The sequence below is a fragment of the Pseudomonas sp. JQ170C genome (assembly GCF_035581345.1).
Lineage (GTDB): Bacteria > Pseudomonadota > Gammaproteobacteria > Pseudomonadales > Pseudomonadaceae > Aquipseudomonas.
Genome location: NZ_CP141608.1, coordinates 4,520,392 through 4,544,738, shown reverse-complemented (window position 1 = coordinate 4,544,738; position 24,347 = coordinate 4,520,392). Strand labels below are relative to the sequence as shown.

Annotated in this window: 19 protein-coding genes; 10 read left to right on the top strand and 9 right to left on the bottom strand. The window is 62.8% G+C overall.

Annotated features, from left to right (window positions below; genetic code table 11):
• Positions 1–179 precede the first annotated feature (179 nt).
• The 8 genes from U9R80_RS20670 to U9R80_RS20635 all read left to right on the top strand — a co-directional run bounded on the left by U9R80_RS20670 (position 180) and on the right by U9R80_RS20635 (position 10,787).
• Positions 180–3,971 (top strand): bifunctional nitrate reductase/sulfite reductase flavoprotein subunit alpha, encoded by a 3,792-nt coding sequence (locus U9R80_RS20670; protein ID WP_301839314.1) that lies wholly within the window; start codon positions 180–182, stop codon positions 3,969–3,971.
• Positions 3,972–4,246: 275 nt separating this feature from the next.
• Entirely contained in the window at positions 4,247–6,805 is a 2,559-nt protein-coding gene (gene nirB, locus U9R80_RS20665) for a nitrite reductase large subunit NirB (RefSeq protein ID WP_301839315.1), read from the top strand.
• Positions 6,805–7,170: a nitrite reductase small subunit NirD gene (nirD, locus tag U9R80_RS20660; protein WP_301839316.1), complete on the top strand. Its 366-nt coding sequence runs from the start codon at positions 6,805–6,807 to the stop codon at positions 7,168–7,170. Before nirB ends, nirD begins: the two co-directional genes overlap by 1 nt.
• A 209-nt stretch (positions 7,171–7,379) precedes the next feature.
• Positions 7,380–8,312 (top strand): pca operon transcription factor PcaQ, encoded by a 933-nt coding sequence (pcaQ, locus tag U9R80_RS20655; protein ID WP_301839317.1) that lies wholly within the window; start codon positions 7,380–7,382, stop codon positions 8,310–8,312.
• Positions 8,313–8,538: 226 nt separating this feature from the next.
• On the top strand, positions 8,539–9,261 hold the full coding sequence (locus U9R80_RS20650; RefSeq protein WP_301839318.1) for an FKBP-type peptidyl-prolyl cis-trans isomerase: 723 nt from the start codon (positions 8,539–8,541) through the stop codon (positions 9,259–9,261).
• Positions 9,262–9,543: 282 nt separating this feature from the next.
• Complete coding sequence (locus U9R80_RS20645) at positions 9,544–9,984, top strand: YkvA family protein (protein ID WP_301839319.1); 441 nt, start codon at positions 9,544–9,546, stop codon at positions 9,982–9,984.
• Between the two features lie 99 nt (positions 9,985–10,083).
• Positions 10,084–10,422 (top strand): helix-turn-helix domain-containing protein, encoded by a 339-nt coding sequence (locus U9R80_RS20640; RefSeq protein WP_028943623.1) that lies wholly within the window; start codon positions 10,084–10,086, stop codon positions 10,420–10,422.
• Positions 10,419–10,787: a hypothetical protein gene (locus U9R80_RS20635; protein WP_324803788.1), complete on the top strand. Its 369-nt coding sequence runs from the start codon at positions 10,419–10,421 to the stop codon at positions 10,785–10,787. Before U9R80_RS20640 ends, U9R80_RS20635 begins: the two co-directional genes overlap by 4 nt.
• Here the strand turns inward: U9R80_RS20635 and U9R80_RS20630 are convergent.
• Both U9R80_RS20630 and U9R80_RS20625 read right to left on the bottom strand, forming a co-directional pair.
• On the bottom strand, positions 10,769–12,541 hold the full coding sequence (locus U9R80_RS20630) for a bifunctional diguanylate cyclase/phosphodiesterase (RefSeq protein ID WP_301839321.1): 1,773 nt from the start codon (positions 12,539–12,541) through the stop codon (positions 10,769–10,771). The two genes, U9R80_RS20635 and U9R80_RS20630, sit on opposite strands and share 19 nt — an antisense overlap.
• A gap of 124 nt (positions 12,542–12,665) precedes the next feature.
• On the bottom strand, positions 12,666–14,753 hold the full coding sequence (locus U9R80_RS20625; protein ID WP_301839323.1) for a carboxy terminal-processing peptidase: 2,088 nt from the start codon (positions 14,751–14,753) through the stop codon (positions 12,666–12,668).
• Positions 14,754–14,893: 140 nt separating this feature from the next.
• On the opposite strand from U9R80_RS20625, the gene U9R80_RS20620 reads away from it, so the two are divergent.
• On the top strand, positions 14,894–15,856 hold the full coding sequence (locus tag U9R80_RS20620) for an NAD(P)H-quinone oxidoreductase (RefSeq protein WP_301839324.1): 963 nt from the start codon (positions 14,894–14,896) through the stop codon (positions 15,854–15,856).
• Positions 15,857–15,923: 67 nt separating this feature from the next.
• Here the strand turns inward: U9R80_RS20620 and U9R80_RS20615 are convergent, their stop codons facing one another.
• The 6 genes from U9R80_RS20615 to U9R80_RS20590 form a co-directional block, all read right to left on the bottom strand.
• On the bottom strand, positions 15,924–16,577 hold the full coding sequence (locus tag U9R80_RS20615) for an HAD family hydrolase (protein ID WP_301839325.1): 654 nt from the start codon (positions 16,575–16,577) through the stop codon (positions 15,924–15,926).
• A 25-nt stretch (positions 16,578–16,602) separates the two neighbouring features.
• Positions 16,603–17,592 (bottom strand): ABC transporter ATP-binding protein, encoded by a 990-nt coding sequence (locus tag U9R80_RS20610; protein ID WP_301839326.1) that lies wholly within the window; start codon positions 17,590–17,592, stop codon positions 16,603–16,605.
• A 1-nt stretch (position 17,593) separates the two neighbouring features.
• On the bottom strand, positions 17,594–18,391 hold the full coding sequence (locus tag U9R80_RS20605; protein ID WP_301839327.1) for an ABC transporter permease: 798 nt from the start codon (positions 18,389–18,391) through the stop codon (positions 17,594–17,596).
• Positions 18,378–19,238, bottom strand: coding sequence for an ABC transporter permease (locus U9R80_RS20600; protein WP_442964918.1), 861 nt, complete (start codon positions 19,236–19,238; stop codon positions 18,378–18,380). The genes U9R80_RS20605 and U9R80_RS20600 overlap by 14 nt, the downstream gene beginning before the upstream one ends.
• Positions 19,217–20,023: an alkaline phosphatase family protein gene (locus U9R80_RS20595; protein ID WP_301839330.1), complete on the bottom strand. Its 807-nt coding sequence runs from the start codon at positions 20,021–20,023 to the stop codon at positions 19,217–19,219. The genes U9R80_RS20600 and U9R80_RS20595 overlap by 22 nt, the downstream gene beginning before the upstream one ends.
• A 78-nt stretch (positions 20,024–20,101) precedes the next feature.
• Positions 20,102–21,166, bottom strand: coding sequence for an ABC transporter substrate-binding protein (locus U9R80_RS20590; protein WP_301839331.1), 1,065 nt, complete (start codon positions 21,164–21,166; stop codon positions 20,102–20,104).
• 292 nt (positions 21,167–21,458) lie between these two features.
• On the opposite strand from U9R80_RS20590, the gene phnR reads away from it, so the two are divergent.
• Positions 21,459–22,172 (top strand): phosphonate utilization transcriptional regulator PhnR, encoded by a 714-nt coding sequence (gene phnR, locus U9R80_RS20585; RefSeq protein ID WP_301839332.1) that lies wholly within the window; start codon positions 21,459–21,461, stop codon positions 22,170–22,172.
• Here the strand turns inward: phnR and U9R80_RS20580 are convergent.
• Complete coding sequence (locus U9R80_RS20580; RefSeq protein WP_442964917.1) at positions 22,169–24,325, bottom strand: mechanosensitive ion channel family protein; 2,157 nt, start codon at positions 24,323–24,325, stop codon at positions 22,169–22,171. The genes phnR and U9R80_RS20580 overlap by 4 nt on opposite strands.
• Between the last annotated feature and the right edge of the window lie 22 nt (positions 24,326–24,347).

Here is a 24,347-nt window from a genome sequence, read left to right as displayed (position 1 = left end):
CTCAAAACCCCCGTCGTTAAAGGGCTGCGCAAGCTGGCGCGACCTTTGCTACTGCCTGGCTATCCGGCAATCAACGCAGATTGCCCCGTTCACGACAAAGGCGCCGTGCTGCTCTGACTTGTTTTCACAAGCCAGAACAGCAGGGCGCCTTTTTGTTTGCGCAAGCAGGAGGTAGGCAGATGAGCAGCACCAGCGTGCGCAGTGTTTGCCCGTATTGTGGTGTGGGTTGCGGCATTGTCATGACGGTTGAGGGCAACCGGGTGACGAAAGTCAGCGGCGACAAACAGCATCCCAGCAATTTTGGTCGCTTATGCACCAAGGGCCTGACGTCGCATCAGCCGCTGCGCGAATCCGGGCGCATGGAGCACGCCTATGTCCGGGCGCTGCGCGAGCGCGACCCGGTGCAGACAGGCATCGATGCCGCCATCGAACAGGCCGCCCGACGCCTGCGTGCAATTGTTGATGAGCATGGCCCGGATGCCCTGGCATTCTATGTTTCCGGGCAGATGTCGCTGGAGGCCCAGTACCTGGTCAACAAACTGGCCAAAGGCTTTGTGCGCAGCCGCCATATCGAGTCCAACTCGCGCCTGTGCATGGCCAGCGCCAGCAGCGGCTATAAATTGTCGTTGGGGGCCGACGGCCCGCCGGGCAGCTATCAGGATTTCGACCGCGCCGAGGTGTTCTTCGTGATTGGCGCGAACATGGCCGACTGTCACCCCATTCTGTTCCTGCGCCTGCTTGACCGGCTCAAGGCCGGCGCTCGCTTGATCGTCGTCGACCCCCGGCGCAGCGCCACCGCCGACAAGGCCGACCTGTTCCTGCAGATCAAGCCCGGCACGGACCTGGCCCTGCTCAATGGCCTGCTGTATCTGCTGCACAGCAATGGCCATACCGATGCCGATTTCATGGCCCGGCATACCGAAGGCTGGGAGGCGATGCCGGCCTTCCTTGAGGACTACACCCCCGCGCGGGTCGCCGCCATCACCGGCCTTGCCGAAGCCGACATCCGCAAGGCCGCGCAATGGATCGGCCAGGCTGCGGAGTGGATGAGTTGCTGGACCATGGGCCTGAACCAGAGCATCCACGGCACCTGGCAGACCAACGCGCTGTGCAACCTGCACCTGGCCACCGGGGCTATCTGCCGGCCGGGCAGCGGCCCCTTCTCGTTGACCGGCCAACCCAACGCCATGGGCGGGCGCGAGATGGGCTATATGGGGCCAGGCCTGCCGGGGCAGCGTTCAGCGTTGGTGGAAGCCGACCGCGCCTTTGTCGAGCAGCTGTGGAACATCCCCGCAGGCAGCCTGCGCAGTGAGGCCGGTGATGGCACCGTAGCGCTGTTCGACAGCATGGCCAATGGCTCGATCAAGGCGTGCTGGATCATCTGCAGCAACCCGGTGGCCAGCGTCGCCAATCGCCAGCAGGTCATCGCCGGTTTGCAGGCGGCGCAACTGGTGATCACCCAGGATGCCTTCCTCGACACCGAAACCAACCGCTACGCCGACATCCTCCTGCCGGCCGCGCTGTGGGCCGAGGGCGAGGGGGTGATGGTCAACTCCGAGCGCAACTTGACCTTGATGAACAAGGCTGTCGAGCCGCCAGGCCAGAGCCTGCCCGACTGGCAACTTATCGCCCGAATCGCCTGCGCCATGGGCTATGCCGAGGCCTTCAGCTACGACAGTGCAGAAGCGGTATTCGAGGAAATTCGCCAGGCCTGGAATCCGGCCACCGGCTACGATCTGCGCGGCGCCAGCTACAGCGCACTGCGTGAGGCATCGCAGCAATGGCCGTGCGAACCACAGCGTGACAACCCGCGCAGCCCGCTGCGCTATCGCAACAATGGCGTCAGCCAGACGCTGCTGCGTGATGAGCAGGGGCAGGTGCCTGCCATCGCGTTCGCGACCCCCAACGGCAAGGCGCGCTTCTTCGCCCGGCCTTGCCTGCCGCCAGCGGAGCTGCCCAACGAAGATTTCCCCCTGGTGCTGAACACCGGGCGGGTCCAGCACCAATGGCACACCCTGACCAAGACCGGCAAGGTGGCGGCCCTGAACAAACTCGACCCCGGGCCTTTTGTGGAGATCCACCCCGAGGACGCCGCGCGCCTGGGCATCGCCGAAAAGGATCAGGTACAGCTGCGCTCCCGCCGTGGTCAGGCGGTGCTGCCGGCGCGGATCACCGCGCGGGTACTGCCGGGCAACTGCTTTGCGCCGTTTCACTGGAACGATACGTTCGGCGACAACCTCGCGGTCAACGCGGTCACCAGCGATGCAGTGGACCCGGTGTCGTTGCAGCCGGCCTTCAAATATTGCGCAGTGGCCTTGAGCCGGATCGCCGGTGAACGTATCGATGCTGTCGAGGTGGCCCCGGTGGTGTCTGTTCGCGATCAGCACCTGCTGCTCTGGGCCTCGCAAACAGGCAACGGCCAGGCGCTGGCCGAACGCTGCGCCGAGCACCTGCGCCAGGTCGGGCTGCCGGTGCAGCTCAGTTGCATGGAAGACGTGGCGCTCGAGCAACTGGACAGTCCCGCCAGCCTGCTGCTGATCGCCAGCACCTTTGGCGATGGCGACGCACCCGACAGCGGCGCGGCCTTCTGGCAAGGCCTGCATGGTGAGCACTCCCGGCGGTGTGCGGGCCTGCCTTATGCGGTGCTGGCCCTGGGGGATTCCAGTTACGATCAGTTCTGTGGCTTCGGTCGCAAGCTCGACCAGCGCTTGCAGGACCTGGGCGGCCAGCGTCTGCTGGCGCGGGTCGATTGCGAAGGCGATCCACTGGAACCCGCCGGTCAGTGGTTGCAGGCGCTGCTGGCCAAGTTCGGGCATCAGGGCGCATCGGCGCTGGGCAGCATGGCTCCCGCTGCCAGTGCGGGGTTCAGCAAGCAGGCGCCGCTGGCGGCCCGCATGCTGGACAATCGCCTGCTCAACAGCCCGGGTGCCGGCAAGGAAACCCGGCAAGTGGTGTTCGATCTGGCCGACAGCGGTTTCAGCTATCAGGCCGGCGATGCCCTGGGTGTCTGGCCGCGCAACTGCCCGGCGCTGGTAGAGGCGGTTCTGGCGGCCAGCGGACTGGATGGCAACTGCGGCGTCAGCCTCAAGGGCCAGGCCGCCGACATGCCGCTGTTCGAGGCGTTGACCGACCACCTGGACATCGCCCGCATCACGCCGGCCCTACTGGAGGCTGTGGCCAGTCACACGGATGACGCGTCGTTGGGCCAATTGCTGATGCCGCACAACAAGCTCGCGCTCAAGGACTGGCTGTGGGGCAAGCAATTGCTTGACCTGCTTGAGGCCTACCCCGTGCAACTGCAACTGGACACCTGGCTCAGCCTCTTGAAACCCTTGCAGCCCAGGCTTTATTCGATCAGCTCCAGCCCCGGTTTCCATCCGGGCCAGGTGCATTTGACGATGTCCACGGTGCGCTACGGCCAGCGCAAAGGCGTGTGCTCGACCTACCTGGCCGATCGCCTTGGGCAGGGCAGCGCGAGAATCTTCACCCAGCCGACCCAGCACTTTCTCTTGCCCAAAGACAACCATGCGCCGGTCATCATGGTCGGCCCGGGCACCGGTGTTGCGCCGTTTCGCGCCTTTCTTCAGGAGCGCCAGGTGCAAGGCGCCACCGGCCGCAACTGGCTGTTCTTTGGCGAGCAGAAAGCGGCCACCGATTTTTATTACCGCGATGAACTCCTCCAGTGGCAGCGTGAGGGGCATCTCACTCGCCTGGACACCGCCTTCTCCCGTGACCAGTCGGCGAAGATCTATGTGCAGCAACGCATGATCGAGCAGGGCGCCGAGCTGTGGCGCTGGCTGGAGGAGGGCGGCCACTTTTATGTGTGTGGCGACGCCGAGCGCATGGCCAAGGATGTCGACGCGGCGCTCAAGCAGGTCATTCGCGAGCACGGCGCGCTCAGTGCCGATCAGGCCGATGCCTATGTCAGCGAACTGAGCCGGAGCAAGCGCTACCTGCGCGATGTGTATTGAGTGCCCCATAAGGGGGAGCGCTGCACCAGCCTGGGTCGGTGAAGTAGGCCGGTTATACGGCCAAAGCCCCGGTTTCAGGGGCGTTCGGCAGTTGGCACGCTCCCTGCTTTTATCGAAGTACAACGTTCTCGCGGGTCAATGGCGATCTGCACCGGAACTACATAAAACGACCAGGCAAAGGCGCCTGGAGCTTCGGCTCCAGACGCCTTTTTTTGTTTTTCGGGGCTAGCCCCGGCAGCACAGCCACCGTGAATGGCCTTGAGTGAGGATCGGGTATGAATGCAGCAACGACCATCGCCCAGCGAGAAAAACTGATCATCGTCGGCAACGGCATGGTGGGACATCACTGCGTCGAGCAACTGATCGAGCGAGGGGCCCTGGGCCGCTTCGAGGTGCGGGTGTTCGGTGAAGAGCGCCAGCGTGCCTACGACCGGGTGCACCTGTCGGAGTACTTCGGCGGCAGTGATGCCGAAACCCTGGCCCTGGGAGCAGCGGGTCTGTATGCCGAGCACGGTATCAGCCTGCACCTGCACGAGGCGGTGGTGGCGATTGATCGCGAGCGCCGCGAAGTGGTGACCCCGCGTGGACGCTATGCCTATGACCAGCTCATCCTGGCCACTGGCTCCTATCCCTTCGTGCCGCCCATCGAGGGTTGCGAGGGCGCTTCGCGCCTGGTGTACCGCACCCTGGATGATCTTGATGCCATTCGTGCCGCCGCCACCGATGCCCGGCGCGGGGTGGTGGTCGGGGGTGGGCTGTTGGGGCTGGAGGCGGCCAATGCCCTCAAGTCCCTGGGTCTGGAAGCCCATGTGGTGGAGTTTGCCCCGCGCCTGATGCCGGTGCAGCTCGATGCCGAAGGCGGCGCGGCCCTGCGTGCGCAGATCGAGGCACTGGGTGTCGGCGTGCACCTGTCACGGGCGACCCAGTCAGTGGTTGCCGGCGAAGACTATCGCTACCGGATGAATTTCGATGGCGGTGAGTGCCTGGAAACCGACCTGATCGTATTCTCCGCAGGCATCCGCCCGCAGGATGCCCTGGGTCGCAGCAGCGGCCTGGAAATCGCCGCCCGTGGCGGCGTGGTGGTCGATAGCAATTGCCGCACCAGCGATGCGCAGATCTTCGCCATCGGCGAATGCGCGTCATGGAATGGCAGCGTGTTTGGCCTAGTCGCGCCGGGCTACACCATGGCGCGCAATGTGGCCGCGGCACTGGCCGGTGAAGAGGCCGCCAGCTTCACCGGTGCCGACATGTCGACCAAGCTCAAGTTGCTGGGCGTCGATGTTGGCTCCATCGGTGATGCCCATGGTGCGACACCCGGGGCGCGCAGCTATCGCTTTATCGACGAAGCCAATTCGGCGTACCGCCGCCTGGTGGTCGATGCCAGCGGCAAGCGGGTGCTGGGTGCAGTGCTGGTGGGCGACAACAGCTACTACGACACGCTGCTGCAGTACGCACAAAACGGCATTGCCTTGCCGGCCGATCCGTCCGCGCTGATCTTGCCGCAATCGAGCGGTGCGCCAACCCTGGGCGCCGATGCCTTGCCCGACAGCGCAACGATCTGTTCGTGCCACAACGTCAGCAAGGGCGCGATTTGCAGCGCCATCGACAACGGCTGCGGCGAGCTGGGTGCGCTCAAGCAGCAGACCAAGGCCTGCACCGGTTGCGGCGGTTGTGCGGCGCTACTCAAGCAGGTGTTCGAGCATGAGTTGATCGCCCGCGGTGTCAGCGTCGACAAGAGCCTGTGCGAGCACTTTGCCTACACCCGCCAGGAGCTTTACGCCCTGGTGCGGGTGGAGGGCATCCTGAGCTTCGATGAGATGCTCGCCAAACATGGTCGCGGTCATGTTGGCTGCGACATCTGCAAACCTACCGTCGGCTCGATCCTGGCCTCCTGCTGGAACCAGCCGATCATGGACCCGTCGCTGGTGCCGCTGCAGGACACCAACGACACCTTCATGGCCAACATGCAAAAGAACGGCACATATTCGGTGGTGCCGCGCATCCCGGGTGGCGAAATCACCCCGGACAAGCTGATTGTCATCGGCCAGGTGGCGAAAAAGTACGACCTCTACACCAAGATCACCGGCGGCCAGCGCATCGACCTGTTCGGCGCCCAGCTTCACGAGTTGCCGGCCATCTGGGGCGAACTGATCGAGGCCGGATTCGAGACCGGCCATGCTTATGGCAAGTCAACGCGCACGGTCAAATCCTGTGTCGGCAGCACCTGGTGCCGCTACGGCGTACAGGACAGCGTGCAGATGGCCCTGACCCTGGAGGACCGCTACAAGGGCCTGCGCTCACCGCACAAGCTCAAGTTCGCGGTATCGGGCTGCACCCGCGAATGTGCCGAGGCGCAGAGCAAGGACATCGGTGTGATCGCCACCGAGAAGGGCTGGAACCTCTATGTGTGCGGCAACGGCGGCATGCGCCCGCGGCATGCCGAGCTGTTCGCGACTGACCTGGACGATGCCGCGCTGATCCGCACCATCGACCGGGTGCTGATGTTCTATATCCGCACCGCCGACAAATTGCAGCGCACCTCGGTGTGGCGAGAAAGCCTCGAAGGCGGGCTGGACTACCTCAAGCAGGTGATTCTCGACGACAGCCTGGGCCTGGGCGCGGAGCTTGAGGCGCAGATGCAGTTGGTGGTCGACCGCTACGAATGCGAATGGGCCAATGCCCTGAAGGACCCGGAAAAGCTCAAACGCTTCCGGACCTTCGTCAACGACCAGCGCCCGGACCCAGGCGTGCATTTTGTCCGCGAGCGTGGCCAGCGCCGGCCGATCGGCGCCGCTGAACTTCACTTGATCCCGACCACTGAAGAGGTGCTGTGATGAGCCTGTCCAACGTTGCTGTAAACCTGCAAACCCGACACTGGCAAACGGTCTGTAGCCGGGATGACCTGGTGGCGCAGTCGGGGGTGGTGGTGTGGTTCGAGGGGCGCCAGGTTGCGCTGTTCTATCTGCCGGAGCAGAGCACACCGGTCTACGCCGTTGATAACGTCGACCCCAAGTCGGGCGCCAATGTGATCGGCCGTGGATTGGTAGGGCACCTGAAGGGCGAACTGGTGGTAGCGGCGCCGTTGTACAAGCAGCACTTTTGCTTGAGTGACGGGCGTTGCCTTGAGGATGCGGGGCAGGCGTTGCAGGTTTGGCCAGTAAGGTTGCAGGGTGAGCAGGTGGAGATTGGTTTGGGTTGAGAGGAGTCAATCGACCGTAGATATCGTCTTGCCCCGATTTCAGCTCCCGCCCAATGGACGGGTAGGAGCGGGCTTGCCCCGCGATCAATGGTTCAGCCAATACCTATTGTGCTGGCTGTACCGGCCTCTCGCGGGGCAAGCCCGCTCCTACAGAACCACGGCTGATCGCAGGCTTGCCCCGCGAAAGAACGCCCCGATACACTCCGCGGATGAACCTCGACACCCGTATCAAGTTCCGCCACCTCCTGTGCTTTCTCGAAATCGCCCGCCAGGGCAGTTTCGCCAAGGCCGCCGACGCCATGTCGATCAGTCAGCCCGCCATCTCCAAGACCCTCAAGGAGCTTGAAGAGCTGCTGCAGACACGTCTGTTCGACCGAAGCAAGCAGGGTGTCGAGCTGACGCCGGCCGGGGTGCGTTTCATGCGTTATGCCGGGCCCAGCGTGCAGGCGTTGCGTGAGGGCGTGAGTACCTTGCGGGGAGAGGAGCACGCACCGCCACAGGTGCGTATCGGCGTGCTGTCCACGGTTGAAAGCCTGCTGATGCCCGAGGTGCTCTGTCGCCTGCACCAGCGGCATGAGGCCCTGGTGGTCAGCGTCGCCACCGGCCCCAGTGCCCATCTGCTGGCGCAATTGCATGTCGGTGACCTGGACCTGGTGATCGGGCGCATGACGGATAGCCCGCAGATCCAGGGCTTGCTGTTCGAGCACCTGTACAGCGAGTCGATGTCGCTGGTGGTGCGTCCCGGGCATCCGCTGCTGGCCCGCCAGCCCATCGAACGCAACCAGGTGGGCCGCTATCCGCTGGTGTTGCCGCTGGCCGGCACCACCATCCGCAAGCACGCCGACAGCCTGTTCGTGCAGTGCGCCATCGAGCAGCCGCTGCAGCGCCTGGAAACCCTGTCACCCGCCTTGAGTCGGCGTTATGTGCAAGGCAGTGATGCCGTGTGGGTGGCGCCGCGTGACGCCGTGCGGGTCGATCTTGGCCGGGGCGAGTTGTGCGAGCTGGACCTGGGCGTTCAAGAGCCGGGCGGCTCCGTGGGTATCTGCAGCAATGCCGCCTTGCCGCTGAGTTTACCGGCCCGCTGGCTGTGCGAAGTGCTGCGCGAAGTGGCCGCGCAGTACCGCGACGGCAGCTATCCCTGAAATCCTGCCCTTATTACAAACTGCTACAAAAACTGCGCGCAAATTTGCTCAAGCGTCATGTCCCGTCAATACTGGCCACTGGCTGCAGCTTTGTATGAAGAAGGTTTTAACTGGCTGAACTTATCCGGCTTTTGTTGCTCTCATGCCGGTAGCCATTGGTCGTGGCCGCCTGATAAGCTCGCGGCTTTACTCGATTGCCCTATCGGCGCATGAACAAGGAAATAGCATGAAACAGCATCGGTTGGCGGCTGCGGTTGCCCTGGTTAGTCTGGTCCTGGCGGGTTGCGATTCGCAGACCAGCGTCGAGCTCAAGACTCCGGCACAGAAAGCCTCCTACGGTATTGGCCTGAACATGGGCAAAAGCCTGGCTCAGGAAGGCATGGACGACCTTGATTCGAAAGCAGTTGCTCAAGGCATCGAAGATGCTGTTGGCAACAAAGAGCAGAAGATCAAGGACGATGAACTGGTCGAAGCCTTTGCTGCCCTGCAGAAGCGCGCTGAAGAGCGCCTGGTCAAGATGAGCGAAGAGTCGGCTGCCGCCGGCAAGAAGTTCCTTGAAGAAAACGGCAAGAAAACCGGTGTCGTCACCACCACTTCCGGCCTGCAGTACGAAGTGATCAAGAAGGCCGACGGCGCCCAGCCAAAGCCGACTGACGTGGTCACCGTCCACTACGAAGGCAAGCTGATCGACGGCAAGGTCTTCGACAGCTCCGTCGAGCGTGGCAGCCCGATCGACCTGCCAGTCAGCGGCGTGATCCCGGGTTGGGTCGAAGGCCTGCAACTGATGCACGTTGGCGAGAAGTACAAGCTGTTCATCCCGGCTGACCTGGCCTACGGCGCCCAGAGCCCGAGCCCGATGATCCCGGCCAACTCGGTCCTGGTTTTCGAGCTTGAACTGCTGGGCATCAAGGATCAGGCCAAGCCTGAAGCCGACGCCGCAGCCGAGTAAGCTGCCGCGTGACCGACAACGCCCCGTCTCGACGGGGCGTTGTTGTTTCTGGCGATTGCATCGAACCCTGAAGGCAAGGGCGGGTCTGAAAAGCTGCAACGAACGTAGAAAAGGCGCACGATGGGCAAAACGTTTGCGCGATTGAAACAGGTGTGTAAAAAACGCCCGATTTGACCTCGGCCCTTGCCTGGCGGGCGCCTCGAGGGGCAAATATCGCTCTGTTCACAAGGTTATCCACAATAATTGTGGATAACCTTTCCCTGGTTGGTCCCTGGAGGCCGTATGAAAGCACCGTGGAGTTTTGCCCGCTTTCTGCCCCTGGCCGAGCGCCTGCTCAGCCGTGGCCGTCTGCCGGCACTGATTTTTGCCGTGGCGCGCAAAGGCCCACGGCTTGGCAAGCTGCGTGAAGACGTGGGTGTGTTGCAGGCCCTGTGCCTGGCCTGGTGGCGAGGGGAGTACCGCTCCATCAGCCCCAAAGCGTTGGTCACTGTGGTCGCAGGGCTGCTGTATTTCGTCAGCCCCCTGGACGCCATCCCCGACTGGCTGCTGGGGGTGGGCTTTCTCGATGACATCGCCGTACTGGCCTGGGTGCTGAAAGCCGTGTCCGATGAACTGGCGGCTTTCAACGCCTGGCGGACACGGCAGGCACCCGAGAAACTGCGGGTGGTCGAGCGACTGCCCGATACCGCCGAATCCCTACGGCTGGAACAGGAAAAAAGCTGATTAAAGCGCGCTCCCCTGCACACCCTTGTGGCTGGTAATATAATTGGCATAAGGGTTATGCCTACGGATTACATGTCGTAGTCCTACAAGGGGGTTGTAATGAGTATTCAGGTCATCAGCCGAGACGGTCAACCCGAGTACGCGGTCGTACCCTGGGAGCAGTACCAGGCACTGCTCAAGGCCGCCGGTCAAGCCGAGCAGGTCGCCGTCGAGCACACAGAGTCCACCCCATCCCAAAGCGCCAGCTTGCCGAGTTTCAGCGAGCTGGCGCGTTTGCGTGAAGGCAAGGGCCTGGCGCCGGAGCAATTGGCACGCAGCGTTGGCATCAGCCCGGTCTACCTGGCCCTGATCGAGAGCGGCGAACGCCAGCCGGATGCCGCCATTCGCCGCAGCCTTGCCTGGGAGTTGGGGGTGGCCGGATGGAGCGAACCGTCGTGAGCAGCGTACGGATCAGCCGCCAGCATTGGGATGGCCTGATTGGCGAGCTGGACCTGGCCCGGCGCCAGCGCCACTTGTTGACCTACCGCGCCTTGCTTGAGCGCCTGCAACTACCGAGCCCTGCCATGCAGACCCTCACCGCTGCCCTTGAGCACCTGGCAGCGCTGGACGCCCGTGCCGAGCAGCCGTTGCGTAGTTCGCTGGTGATCAGCCAGGGTGCCAGCCGTTTGCCGCGCACGGGCTTTTTTGAGTGTGTCGAGCGGCTGGGACGCTTCTCGGGGCCCTCCGACGGCATGGCTGCCGCCTCCTGGCATGCCTCCGAAGTGGTGCGGGTGTTCGAGTACAGCTACCCCGAAGAAGCCTGAGCGCCAGGGGCGGTGTCGATCCGGTAGACACTGTGCCCGGACAGGTCCTTGGCCTGGTGCTTGGCCTGCGAGGCCAGTTCAGCCAGTTGCCCGGCATCCAGGTCGGCGCAGGCGTGCGGGTGCAGATGCACCACGCCAATCGACAACGACAATAGTGCAAACTCCTGCCGCTGGCCCTGGCGGTTGGGGGCAATGAAGCAGCCTGCCTGCAAGTGTTCGGCACGGTAGAAGCGTCGGCACTGTTTCTGAAAGTCTTCCAGCAGCAACTGCAACCGTCGCTCCCAGTCAGCGGAGCCCAACACCAGCATGAAATCATCCCCGCCAATGTGGCCGACGAAGTCGTGGTTGGGGTCGACCCGTTCGTTCAGGCATTGCGCCAGGCACAGCAGCACTTCATCGCCGCGGGCGTAGCCATAGATGTCGTTGAACGGCTTGAAACTGTCGATATCCACATAACAGATCGCCGCCTCGCGCCGCTGCTGAAGCAGGCGAGCGAGGCACTGCTGGATCGGCACGTTGCCCGGCAACAGGGTCAGGGGGTTGGCGTAGCGTGCCTGCTGGATCTTCTGTTCGGTGATCAGCTTGAGTACATCAATCACCCGGCCCAGGCCCAGGTAGCGGCCGTTGTGGGTGATGATGAAATCTTCTTCGATACGCTGGCGGGCGCGGCTGGTCAGCAGGCGACTGACCTTTTGCAGCGACTGCGCCAACTCCACGGCCAGGAAATCATCGCTCATCAGTCGACTGATCGGCTTGCGTGCGAACAGGTCGGTGGCAAACGGCTTGAGCAGCGCATCCGACAACGAGTGACGGTGGACGATACCGCAGGGCTGGCGGCGCTCATTCAGGACCGCCACCGAGTTGAGGTTGGCCTGGCGACGGAACAACTCCAGCACTTGCGCGGTGGGCGTGCCTTGCGCCACCGCAGGTTGCTCGTTGAGCAGGGCGGCCAGGTTGCCGCAGTCATCACTCAGTACCTGCACCTCGCGGGTGGTGCTGCCGAGCATCTGCTGAATGTCCCGTGACGCCTGTTCCTGGGGACGGCCGAGCAAATAGCCCTGGACCAGGTCGACGCCCATGTCGGTCAGTACCTTGAGCTCCTCGGCAAGCTCGATGCCTTCGGCGATCACCTGGGCCCGGGACGCGCGAGCAATCTGCAGAATGGAGCCGACAAACTCGCGCTTGACCGCATCCTGATGGATGCCATCTATGAAGTGGCGGTCGATCTTCACATAGTCCGGGCGCAGTTCCGACCACAGCCGCAGGCTCGAATACCCCGCGCCCAGGTCATCCAGGGCAATCGAAAAACCCATGTCGCGGTAGTGGTGCAGGGCATTGAACAGCAGTTGGAAATCATCGGTGGGGGTCTGCTCGGTCAGCTCGATCACTACCCGGCTGGGCGACAGCCCCAGGTCGTTGAGCATTTTCAGGGTGCGTCCGGACTGATACTGGGGTTCCAGCAGCGACTCGGGAGAGACGTTGAGAAACAGCTTGCCCTCCAGTTGCTGCTGGCTGAAGCGTCGGCAGGCGCTTTCCCGGCAGGCCACTTCCAGCTCGGTCAGGCGCCCGGCCTGGCGGGCGACGGCAAACAGATTGATCGGTGAATGCAAGGGGCTGTTGGAGGGGCCGCGGCTCAAGGCCTCGTAGCCGAGGATGCGCCGCTGTGACAGGCAGACGATGGGCTGGAACAGGCTGTGCAAGCCGCTTTGAGCCAGAATGGTGCTCAACGCGCTGAGCTGTTCGGTCACGGTCATGGGCAGCACTACCTTGAAAAAAAGGGACTGGAGCCAACGGCTCCAGTCCCTTTATTTCACGACAGATTCGTGACTGTTTAATGACGCAATGGCGGCACGGTCACATTATTTTGCCACTACCGTTTCAGCGGTTGTTCTTGGCCACCGCCGAGTTCAGACCCAGGTAGTCGAGCAGGATACGACCGGATTCCGACAGGTACGCGTCGTCTTCAGGTTTGGTATCGTCCGGCTCCACCGGCAGGGCGTCTTCGTCTTCCTTCTTCAGTTCCTTGAGCGGCTCTTCGCCCTTGGCTTTGCGGCGGGTGTTCTCCAGAGCCAGTTGCTTGCTTTCGATATCGGCATGCTGGGCACGACGTTCGGCCTCGTTGAGGCTGACGGTTTTTTCGTTCATCAGCTTCTGGGTCAGCGCCAGGCGGTCGCGGATGTAGACAAATTCCGGGTCCTTGGCGGTGCGGCTGTCGTGACGGGCCTTGAGCTGGGCCAGGAACGGCTTGAACGGATCGACCGCAGGTTTGATCGCCGGGCGGATGGTGTCCCACGGCATGGCTTCAGGCAGGGCGCTTTCGCCGATTTCCTTGGTGTCGATGATCGACGGGTAGTCGATGTCCGGCAGCACGCCCTGATGCTGGGTGCTCTGCCCGGAAACCCGGTAGAACTTGGCCAGGGTCAGCTTCAGCTCGCCATGGTTGAGCGGCTGGATGGTCTGCACGGTGCCCTTGCCGAAGGTCTGGCCGCCGAGGATCAGTGCGCGGTGATAGTCCTGCATGGCGCCGGCGAAAATCTCCGAGGCCGAGGCCGAAAGGCGGTTGACCACCAGGGCCAGCGGGCCTTTGTAGAAGGCGCCGTTGTTTTCATCTTCAAGCACGTCGACGCGGCCGTCGCTGTTGCGCACCAGTACGGTCGGGCCCTTGTCGATGAACAGGCTGGTGAGCTCCGTGGCTTCCTGCAGGGAACCGCCGCCGTTGTTGCGCAGGTCGATGACCACGCCGTCGACTTTTTCCTTCTGCAGCTCGGTGAGCAGTTTTTTCACGTCGCGGGTGGTGCTCTTGTACTCCGGATCGCCGGCACGGAAGGCCTTGAAGTCCAGGTAGAAGGCGGGAATCTCGATAATGCCCAGCTTGTAGTCGCGGCCGTCCTGCTTGAGCTTGAGCACGGATTTTTTCGCCGCCTGCTCCTCCAGCTTCACCGCCTCGCGGGTGATCGGCACGATCTTGCTGGTCTGGTCGTTCGGGGCGTTGGTTGCCGGAATGACTTCAAGGCGAACCACCGAGCCTTTCGGGCCGCGGATCAGCTTGACCACTTCATCCAGGCGCCAGCCGATGACATCGACCATTTCCTTGTCGCCCTGGGCTACGCCGATGATCTTGTCGGCAGGGGCCACTTGCTTGGTCTTGGCGGCAGGGCCGGCGGGCACCAGGCGCACGATCTTGACCAGGTCGTTGTCGCTTTGCAGCACGGCGCCGATACCTTCGAGCGACAGGCTCATGTTGATATCGAAGTTTTCCGCGTTGTCAGGTGACAAGTAGTTGGTGTGCGGGTCGTAGGACTGGGCGAAGGTGTTGATGTAAGCCTGGAAGATGTCTTCGGCGCGGGTCTGGTCCAGGCGGGTGAGCTGATTCTTGTAGCGCTTGGTCAACAGCTCCTGGATGGCCTTGGGCTCTTTGCCGGCGATCTTCAGGCGTAGCACTTCGTCCTTGACCCGTTTGCGCCACAGGTCATCGAGCTCGGCCTGGTTCTTCAGCCAAGGGGCGTCCTTGCGGTCGATCAGCAGGGTTTCCTTGGTGCTGAAGTCGAAGTTCTCGACACCCTTGTTCAGTTCGGCCAGGGCGAAGTCCAGACGCGATTTGACCCGGTCCAGATAACGCTTGTAGATAGTGAAGCCAGGATCGAGGTTGCCGCTCTTGAGGAAGTCGTCGAACTGGGTCTTCCACTTGTCGAACTCGGCGATGTCGCTGGCCAGGAAGTAGCTGCGGGCCGGGTCGAGCAGCTTGATGTAGCTGTCGTAGATGATGACCGAGCGCGAGTCGTTGAGCGGCGGCTTGCTGTAGTGGTGGCGCTTGAGCAGCTCGACCACATTGAGGCTGGCGACCACTTCGTCACGCCCGGGCTGGAGTTTGTCCCAGCTATTGCTGGCCCAAGCACTGCCCGCAAGCGGCAGACTGCCCAGGCCGATCAACAGGGCTAGGGTGGTGCTTGGCAGAAAATGCTTCATGCTGATTCGACGTAGGGACAATTGATCACGCATATTAGGCCGTCTTTGGATTCGCCGGTTCCATGAAAACCGGACGCATAATGCAAAAAGCCCGGGGCTACAGCTTCCGGGCTCAGTCATGACTCAACTATGGAGGCACTGTGAAAGCATTGCAAGGCGTTGACGGACATGTGGAGTGGGTTGCGACGACAAGTCCAACTTGCGATATCGGTCAAGTACGAATTCGTGTGGCCGCTGCCGGCCTCAATCGTGCCGACTTGCTGCAGCGCGCCGGACTCTACCCGCCGCCGCCAGGTGCCAGTGAGTTTCTGGGGCTGGAGTGTTCCGGGGTGATTACCGAGGTGGGTGCGGGCTCGTCCTGGCAGGTGGGCGATCGGGTGTGCGCGCTGCTGGCGGGTGGCGGTATGGCCGAGGAAGTGGTGGTTGATGGCCGTCACGTGCTGCCGGTGCCCGAAGGCCTGAGCCTGGCAGAGGCTGCCGCGATCCCGGAGGTGTATGCCACGGCGTGGCTCAATGTGTTCCAGCTGGCCGGGCTCAAGCCGGGTGAGAAGGTACTGCTGCATGCCGGCGCCAGCGGCGTGGGTTCGGCGGCTATCCAGCTGTGCAAGGCGTTTGGCAGCCCGTGCTGGGTGAGTGTCGGCTCGGCCGAGCGCCTGGCCTACTGCGAGTCCCTGGGCGCCAGCGCCGGTGTGGTGCGCGGTGACGACCTGAACAGCCTGAACGACTTCGGCCCGTTCGATGTGATCCTCGACCCAGTCGGGGCGAACTATGCCGAGCTCAACCTCAAGCTGCTGGCCCGTGACGGTCGCTGGGTGATCATTGGCTTGATGGGCGGGCGCAAGGCGGAGCTGGACCTGGCGCAGTTGCTGGTCAAGCGCGTGCAGGTGGTGGGTTCGACCCTGCGTACCCGCGACGATCAGTTCAAGGCGGATCTGCTCAGAGACCTGGGGCAGCAGGTGTGGCCGCTGTTCAGCGAAGGTCGGCTCAAGCCGCAACTGGCCAAGGCTTATCCGGTCAAGGATGCCGAGGCCGCGTTTGCCGAACTGGCGAGTAACCAGGTGTCGGGCAAGCTGGTGTTGGTGATCGACGAAAGTCTAGTTTAGGGATTGGATCGCGGGGCAAGCCCGCTCCTACCGGGTAGGAGCGGGCTTGCCCCGCGATGAACGTCAATCAGCTCCAGGCATGAATCGGCCAGCCGTTCTTCTCTGCATGCTCGCGCAACACCGGGTCTGGATTGACCACATGCGGGTAATCCACCTTCAGCAGCAGCGGCAGGTCATTACGCGAGTCTGAATAGAAGCTCGCCCCCTCCAGGTTTTCCTCTTCCTGATCGAGCCACTCCAGCAGCCGGGTGATCTTGCCTTCGCGGTAGGTCAGCACGCCGCTGGTCTTGCCGGTATACACACCGTTCTCCACCTCCAGGTTGATCCCCAGGTATTCGTCGATGCCCAGGCGCGCAGCGATCGGCCCCACCAGGTGGGTGCCGGAGGCGGAAATCACCAGGATACGGTCGCCTTTCTTGCGATGTTCGGCAATGCACTTGCAGGCATCGCTGAAGATGATCGGCTCGATGAAGTCCTCGACCCAGGGCTCGACCAAATGCTCGACCTCTTCCAGGGTGCGTCCGGCCACCGGCTCCAGGCTGAAGGCCATGTAGTCTTCCATGGCCAGGTGCCCCTTGCCGTAGGCATCCATCAGCTCGCGGTCGCGGCGCAGGAAGGATTCACCATCGACCCAGCCGAGGCGGGCCATCTGTTCGCTCCACAAGGAGGCGCAATCACCGTGGATCAGGGTTTCGTCCAGATCGAAAATCGCTAATGCCATGTTCTAAAAAACTCCTGTGCAACCCTCAGGCGACTTCGCAGAGGGCGGTGGGATCGATCGACAAGGATACCCGCTGGCCGTCTGGATGCAGATCGGCAGACGAGCGGTTGAGGACATCGACCAACAACTCTACCCCGCGGGCCTGGATCCGGTAGCGAATCACGTTGCCCAGCAAGCTGTGGCTAAGCACCTGACCTTCGAGTTCGCCGCTCAGGCTCAGGGCAATGGCTTCCGGTCGAATCGCCAGGCGGCTGCTGACCGGGCGCTGCAGCAGGCGGCTGGCGCTGTCGGCATCGAGCAGGTTGTAGTTGCCGATAAAACCGGCGGCGAAGACGTCCACGGGGGCGGTGTAAAGGGTTTCGGCATCGCCACTCTGGACGATGCGGCCCTGGTTCATGAGGAAGATGCGATCAGACATGGTCAGCGCTTCTTCCTGGTCATGGGTGACGAAGATGGTGGTCAGGCCCAGCTCGCGCTGGATCTGGCGGATCTGTTCGCGCAGGTGTTTGCGGATCCGCGCATCCAGTGCCGAGAGCGGTTCGTCGAGCAGCAACAAGCGCGGGCGGGTGACCAGCGAGCGGGCCAGGGCCACGCGCTGGCACTGGCCGCCAGAGAGCTGGTGAGGGTAGCGGCTGGCGAAGTCCTGCAGCTCGACCAACTGCAATACTTCGCGGACCCGGCTGCGACTGTCGTCGGCATTGACCTTCTGCATGCGCAGGCCAAAGGCAACGTTCTGCTCCACGGTCATGTTGGGAAACAGCGCGTAGCTCTGGAACACCATGCCGATGCCGCGCTTTTGCGGGCTCAGGGGCACGAGGTCGTTGCCGTCGAGGAGGATCTTGCCGCTGTCTACGGCCGTGAGGCCGGCAATACAGCGCAGCAGGGTGGACTTGCCACAGCCCGATGGGCCCAGCAAGGTGACGAACTCACCGCGCTCGATCTGGCAATTGATGTCGGTGAACACCGGGCTTGCGCCATAGCTTTTTTGCAGATTCTGTACGCTGACAAAGCTCATATCAGGACTTGTCCTTGTTCAGGCGGTTGGCTGCCCAGGTCAGTAACAGCACGAAGAGGAAATAGGAAATCACCAGGGCGCTGTTGAAGTGGCCGCTGCTGTTGCGCATGTTGTTCAGGTACACCTGCAGGGTCTCGTAGCGGGTACCGACCAGCAGGTTGGCGAATACGAACTCGCCGAACAGAAACGAAAACGACAACAGCAAGGCCACCAGCAAGCCCTTGCGCAGGTTGGGCAGCACCACCAGAAACGCAGCCTGGAAGGTGCTGGCACCCAGCAGTTGGGCCGCGTCCATCAGGTCGCGCAGGTTGATCGCCTGCAGGTTGTTGGTGATGGCCCGGTACATGAACGGCAGGGCCACGGTGAAGTAGCAACCGATCAGAATCCACGGGGTGCCGACCATGGCCATCGGGCCGGAGCCATACAACTGCAGCAGGCCGACCGACGACACCACCGGCGGCACTGCAAAGGGCAGCAGGATGAGGATGTTCATGAGCGCATCGAGCCGCGGAAAGTGGTAGTGGACCACGAACAGCAGCGGCAGGATCAGCAGCACCGAGAGCAGCAGTGCACCGACGCACACCAGCAGCGATTGGCCGAAGGCCGCCAGGAAGCGCGGGTCGCTCCACAGCGCCAGGTACCACTTGAAGGTCAGGCCGCTGGGCAGCAGGCTCGCCGACCAGCTGGTGGCCAGGGAATAGAGCAGGGTGCCGGCCAGTGGCAACAGCAGGATCAGAAACAGCAGGTACACCATCAGGCGATGGTAGAGGTGGGCCGTGCCCGTTTCAGCGCGCGACATGGTAGCTCCTCTTCAACAGCCATTGATGGATGACGGTCACCAGGGTCATCAGCCCCACCAGGATCATTGCCATGGCGCTGGCCAGGTTCGGGTCCAGGGAAATGTCGCCGGCTACCAGTGCGGCAATACGGATGGGTAGCACGTTGAAATTGCCCGTGGTCAGGGCATACACCGTGGCATAGGCGCCCAGCGCATTGGCCAGGAGGATCACGAAGGTGCCGAGCAGGGCCGGGGCCAGCACCGGCAGGCCGATATGCCGCCAGTAATGCCAGGCATTGGCGCCGAGCAGTTCAGCCGACTCGCGCCAGTCTTCGCGCAGGGCGTCGAAGGCGGGGTAGAGCAGCAGTACGCCCAGGGGAATCTGGAAATAGGTGTAGAGAATGATCAGCCCGGTTTTTGAGTAGAGGTTGAAGTCTTCGATGATCCCGGCCTGCTTCAGCAGCAGGGTCAATGCGCCGTTGAAGCCGAGCAGGATGATGAAGGCGAAGGCCAGCGGCACGCCGGCGAAGTTGCTGGTCATGTTGGCAAAGGCGTTGACGAAGTCGCGCAGGCGCGAGTCGACCTTGCGCAGGGAGTAGCTGCCGAGAATGGCGATCAGGATGCCGAACACACTCGACCAGAAACTGATTTCAAGGCTGTGCTGGATGGCCTGGTGGTAGAACCTGGAGCTGAATACCTTGCTGAAGTTGTCCAGGCCCCAGCCGCTTTCGGCCTGCAGGCTGTGAATCGCCACCCAGGCCAGTGGGGCAATCTGGAAAATGATGAAAAACAGCGCAAATGGCAGCAGGAACAGCAATGCCAGCCATCGTGTGCGTTTGATCGAGTTCACTTGAGCAGCTCCCGGCATACCGGTTTGTCGTGGGGCACGCCGAGCAACTCGCAGATCGTCCCGCACAGTTCGGTCTGCAGGGGCTTGGCGGCCGGATCGAGGCTGAAGGCCTCGCCGAACACGAACAAGGGGACTTCGCGCTCCTCGGCCAGCAGGCCATTGTGCGAGCGGTCGTTGTTCATGCCGTGGTCGGCGGTCACCAGCACCTGATAACCCTCTTGCAGCCAACTGTGCAGGTAGTCGGCCAGCAGGATATCGGCGCTGCGGGCGCTGTTGCGGTACTGGCTGCTGTCCAGGCCGTGGCGGTGGCCGGCGTCGTCGATGTTCATCGGGTGCACCAGCAGAAAGTTGGGTGCATGACGCCTGCGCAGGTACTCGGCATCGGCGAACAGGTGTGAGTCGGGGTAGTGGTCGGCGTAGTAGAACAGGCCGTGCTGGATCGGCAGCTTGGGGACATGGGTGTGGCGGTCGCGCAGCGGGTCGAAGGGTGAGCGGTTGTACAGCTCGCTGACCCAGTGATAGGCCGCTGCCGCCGTGCCCAGGCCGGCTTCGCGGGCGTAGTGGAAGATGCTGCGCTGGTTGGACAGGCGGGTCACGTTGTTGTGCACGATGCCGCTGTCGATGGGGGGGACACCGGTGAGAATGCATTCGTAGAGCGGACGCGAAAGCGCCGGCAACTCGCATTCCAGGCGGTACAGGGCGGCGCGGTCGGCTTCGACATAGGCATGCAGGTGGCCCATGGCGTGGTGGGCCACCTGATGATTGAGACCATCGAGCAGGACCAGGATGACGTTGTGGTTCATGGTGACTCCGGGCAGGGGGGGAAGCTGTCGCCGGGCCAGCCCGCTCCTGCCTGGGTCGGGCTGGCCCGGCGATCAGGCTTACTCCATCTCGATGATCACTTGCTCCTGCCACATCTGCGGCAGCTTCTTGGAAGTCGCTTCCCAGGCAGCGGCATCCTTGATCGGCTGCACGGCTTTGTACTGCTCGTTGGGCAGCAGCTTGGCCTGTACTTCGGCCGGCAGTTTCAGGTGCTCGGCGCGGATCGGGCGGGCGTGGCCGATGGCGAGGTTGGTCTGCCCGGCATCGCTGAAGATGTACTCGCGGGTCAGCTTGGCGGCATTGGGGTGCTTGGCGTATTTGTTGATGATGGTGGTGTAGCCGGAGATCACCGAGCCATCGGAAGGAATCAGCACTTCAAAGCGGCTCGGGTCGATCTGCTGGCGGTAGCTCAGGCCGTTGAAGTCCCAGACTACGCCCACCTCGATTTCACCCTTCTCCAGGGTCTGGATGGTCGGGTTGGCCAGCGACAGGCGTTTTTGCTGGGCCAGTTTGGTGAACAGCTGGAGCCCCGGCTCGATGTTCTTCTCGTCGCCCTTGTAGGCGATGGCGGCGGCCAGCACCCCGTTGGCGGCCTGGGCGGCCGTGCCGACGTCACCGATGGCGACCTTGTACTTGCCTTTTTCCAGGTCATGCCAGGTCTTGGGCATATCGGCTTCTTTTACCAACTGTTTGTTGATGATGAAGGCGATGGTGCCGGTATAGGCCAGGGCCCAGTGGCCGTCCTTGTCCTTGGCCCAGCCAGGCACCTGGTCCCAGGTGCTGGGCTTGTACGGCTGGGTCACGCCCTTGGCCACGGCAATCGGGCCGAAGGCGGCGCCCACGTCACCGATGTCGGCACTGGCGTTGTCTTTCTCGGCGTCGAACTTGGCCACTTCCTGGGCCGAACTCATGTCGGTGTCCATGTGCTTGAGGCCGTATTTTTTCGCCAGGTCCTCCCAGGTACCTTTCCAGTTGGCCCAGGCATCGGGCATGCCCACGCTGTTGACGGCACCCTCTTTACGGGCGGCGTCCTCCAGGGCCTTGAGATCGGTGTCGGCGGCCATGGCCGACGTACACAGGGCGATGGTCGAACCTAGCAGTGACGCCAGAAAAAGCTGTTTCATCCGAAGCTCCTTGGTGGGTGCCTTGCAAAACGCGAATGGTGGTGTTGAACGTAATTGCGATTCGGTTGGTCTAGGTCAGCAATACCTGAGCCAAGGTAGGCGTGGTGCATGACAATTTGATGTCCAAGCGGGCCCCCGGCCAGGGGCTGCGCCCCTGAAAATCAAGCGTAGACCACCCTGGCTGTCATCTGGCATTCATCTGTAGTGCCTAGGCTTGCTCTATTCTCAAAGCCCTGTAGGCGCCATTTGGGTGCGCTTTCGGTGCTGGACTAGTCCAGATAGGTAACCTTTCATGCAGCCACTGCCCCCCCGAGCAGTAACAGCTATTTGCCATGCCCTGCAGGAGCAGATCGAGCATGGCCTTCTGCTGCCCGGCTGCAAGCTGCCAGCCGAGCGCAAACTCAGTGAGGTGTTCGATACCACGCGCATCACCCTGCGTGAGGCGCTGGTGCAGTTGGAGGCACGCGGGCTGATCTACCGGGAGGATCGGCGCGGCTGGTTCGTGGCGCCGGAGCGGCTCACGTACGACCTGAACGAGCGCAGTCATTTCCATGCGATGGTGCGTGCCCAGGGGCGCGAGGCCAGTACCGAGCTGGTGTCGGCGCGCCTGCAGCCGGCGGCGGCGTCGGTGTGCGCGCGCTTGCAGCTATCGCCGTTGTCGAGCGTGATCCAGATCTGCCGCCTGCGGCGTATCGACGGGCGCGCGGTGCTGTATGCCGAGCATTACCTCAACCCTGAGTATTTCCCCGGCATTCTCGACCATGACTTGAGCCAGTCGTTGACCGAGCTGTACGCACGGCACTATGCAATCCACTACGGCCGGGTACGTTTCGAGATTCTGCCCACGGCGTTGCCGCTGGCAGCGGCCACGGTGCTCAAGGTTTCTACGGGCAACCCGGGGCTGCACATCTCCCGGGTCAACAGTGATCAACAGGGCCGGTTGATCGACTGCGACCTGGAGTACTGGCGCCACGACGCGATCCGTATCAAGGCCCAGGCGGGCTAGGCCTTGGCCTCGGCCTCGCTGAACGGGGTGCCGGCGCCGGCGGTGATCACTTGCACGCTCAGGCGTGGCGTAGCCAAGTCCAGCCCGGCTTCATCGAGCTGACGCTTGAGGGCCAGGTTGAACGCCCGCGACACTTCCCATTGACGGATAGGTGCGGTCTTGAAGCGGGCCCGTAAAACGGCCGAGCCTGACTCGAAACTCTCCACCCCCTGCAGCTCCAGCGGCGACCAGATAATGCGGCGCATCAACGGATCGTTGCGCAGCTTTTGCGCGACGTCGCGGATCAAGGTGATGGCCTGGTCGATGTTCATGCTGTGGGGGATGGCCACGCGGAAGATGGCGTAGCCGAACTCGCGGGAGTAGTTCTTGATGCTCTTGATTTCACTGAACGGGATGGTGTGGACGATACCGTCGATATCGCGCAGGCGTACCGTGCGGATGGTCAGGCCTTCGACCGTGCCCAGGTGGCCGCCGACATCGACATAGTCGTCGATGGCCAGGGAGTCTTCGATGATGATGAACAGGCCGGTGATCAGGTCGGCCACCAGTGACTGGGCGCCAAAGCCGATCGCCAGGCCGATCACGCCGGCACCGGCCAGCAGCGGGGTGACGTTCATGCCCATGTTGGCCAGGGCGACAATCACCGCAATGATGAAAATGGTCACGAACAGCACGTTGCGGATCAGCGGCATCATGGTCTGTGCGCGGGTGTTGGCCAGGCCTTTGCGTGAGCGGGTCAGGGCGTGGTGCACCGCCGTGTCGGCGAGAATCCACACCAGCCAGGCGGCGATCAGGGTGCCGGCCAGGCCGAACAGGCGCACCGCCACTTCATGGCCTTCGCCCTCTGCAAAGGTGATCAGCGACAGGCCCCAGACCCGCAGCCCCAGTTCGATGAACACCAGCCAGATAGCCATGTGCACCAGGGTGTAGCCGAAGTTGCGCAAGCGTTCGCCATACACGGCATGACGGCGATGGGCGCGCAGGGGCTTGAGCCCGTGGCGGCGCACCAGGCCGTTGATGACCATGCACAGGATCAGCAGCACCGTGCACATCAAGGACTGGCGCAAGGCGGTGCTGGTGTCGCCGGCGGAGACAAAGGTGGCGAAGAGCGAGATCCCTACCAGTACCAGGGCAGGCAAGTACCAGAAGGTGCCGAGGATTTCGATGGTGTCACTCAAGGCCCGGCGCGTCAGGCGCCGGGACAGCGGCTGGTTGCGGATCAGGTGGGCAATCGGGCGGCGGAAACGCAGGATGAACAGGCCGGAAGACAGCCCGGCAAGAATGTTGGCCAAAGTCGCCAGGGTATGGGCCAGGTGATCGCCCAGGGTGCTGGCCATGCGCGGGTCGTTCATCGCCTCGCCGAAGGCGGCGAAGCTGCCGATCAGCCACAACGGGCGAAACGCCTGGTGGCGAAGAATATGCAGGGCACGGTGGCGATGAGGGCCGTCGAGCAGCGAGAAGGCAATGACACAGATGGCCGAGAAACAGGTGCCGACCATTAGTGCATAAGCCAGCACCATGGCCATCGACTTGCCCAGTGACGGGGGCAGGGCGAAGCTCAGGTAAACGGTGATGACCAGTGCCACCAGCCACGGCCCGAGCTTGCGCAAAGCGAAACGCACCAGGTCCCAGGTGCGAGGATGTTGCGGCAATTCCTCAGTGAGGCCAAAGCGCAGCCGCACCTGATGACTGACCCAGTTCAGGGCGTAGGCCACCAGGCTCCAGATGGCAATGATGGCGGCGAAGCCGAACAGAATGGGTGGCCATTCGTGCAAGGGAACCATGCGCGCATCGAGCTCGATCCGGGCCAGTTCCATCTCGCGGGTCCAGCGGTTGAAGGGGCTTGCCTCACCACTGAACTGCTTTTCGAGTTCGCCGAAGGTCGAGCCGATCAGGCCGAGTACGCCCTGCTCGGCGCTGGGTTGCGCCTGCTTGGTGCTGTCGCGCAGCTTTTTCAGGTCGGCCAGCAGCTTGGCCCGCTGCTGGTCGTTTTCCAGCGACTTGATCACTTCATCCAGCGACTGTGCCAGCGGTTCGGTGGCCTCGGGCTGCGCCTTGCTGCCACCGAGTAGGCTCGGCAGGCCGGCGGCGTGCGCGGGCGCCACGATGAAAAACGCCAGGAACAGGGTTAAAACGCGGAAGAAGACAGGCACCGGACAATCAACCTCAAAACGA

What these genes read in the sequence shown, in the direction of transcription:
- U9R80_RS20645 (WP_301839319.1), top strand. Translation starts at nt 9,544, where the DNA reads ATGAAAGCACCGTGGAGTTTTGCCCGCTTTCTGCCCCTGGCCGAGCGC.
- U9R80_RS20595 (WP_301839330.1), bottom strand. Translation starts at nt 20,023, where the DNA reads ATGAACCACAACGTCATCCTGGTCCTGCTCGATGGTCTCAATCATCAG.
- U9R80_RS20600 (WP_442964918.1), bottom strand. Translation starts at nt 19,238, where the DNA reads ATGCCGGGAGCTGCTCAAGTGAACTCGATCAAACGCACACGATGGCTG.
- U9R80_RS20590 (WP_301839331.1), bottom strand. Translation starts at nt 21,166, where the DNA reads ATGAAACAGCTTTTTCTGGCGTCACTGCTAGGTTCGACCATCGCCCTG.
- pcaQ (WP_301839317.1), top strand. Translation starts at nt 7,380, where the DNA reads ATGAACCTCGACACCCGTATCAAGTTCCGCCACCTCCTGTGCTTTCTC.
- U9R80_RS20640 (WP_028943623.1), top strand. Translation starts at nt 10,084, where the DNA reads ATGAGTATTCAGGTCATCAGCCGAGACGGTCAACCCGAGTACGCGGTC.
- U9R80_RS20630 (WP_301839321.1), bottom strand. Translation starts at nt 12,541, where the DNA reads ATGACCGTGACCGAACAGCTCAGCGCGTTGAGCACCATTCTGGCTCAA.
- nirB (WP_301839315.1), top strand. Translation starts at nt 4,247, where the DNA reads ATGAATGCAGCAACGACCATCGCCCAGCGAGAAAAACTGATCATCGTC.
- U9R80_RS20670 (WP_301839314.1), top strand. Translation starts at nt 180, where the DNA reads ATGAGCAGCACCAGCGTGCGCAGTGTTTGCCCGTATTGTGGTGTGGGT.
- phnR (WP_301839332.1), top strand. Translation starts at nt 21,459, where the DNA reads ATGCAGCCACTGCCCCCCCGAGCAGTAACAGCTATTTGCCATGCCCTG.
- U9R80_RS20615 (WP_301839325.1), bottom strand. Translation starts at nt 16,577, where the DNA reads ATGGCATTAGCGATTTTCGATCTGGACGAAACCCTGATCCACGGTGAT.
- U9R80_RS20610 (WP_301839326.1), bottom strand. Translation starts at nt 17,592, where the DNA reads ATGAGCTTTGTCAGCGTACAGAATCTGCAAAAAAGCTATGGCGCAAGC.
- nirD (WP_301839316.1), top strand. Translation starts at nt 6,805, where the DNA reads ATGAGCCTGTCCAACGTTGCTGTAAACCTGCAAACCCGACACTGGCAA.
- U9R80_RS20605 (WP_301839327.1), bottom strand. Translation starts at nt 18,391, where the DNA reads ATGTCGCGCGCTGAAACGGGCACGGCCCACCTCTACCATCGCCTGATG.
- U9R80_RS20625 (WP_301839323.1), bottom strand. Translation starts at nt 14,753, where the DNA reads ATGAAGCATTTTCTGCCAAGCACCACCCTAGCCCTGTTGATCGGCCTG.
- U9R80_RS20650 (WP_301839318.1), top strand. Translation starts at nt 8,539, where the DNA reads ATGAAACAGCATCGGTTGGCGGCTGCGGTTGCCCTGGTTAGTCTGGTC.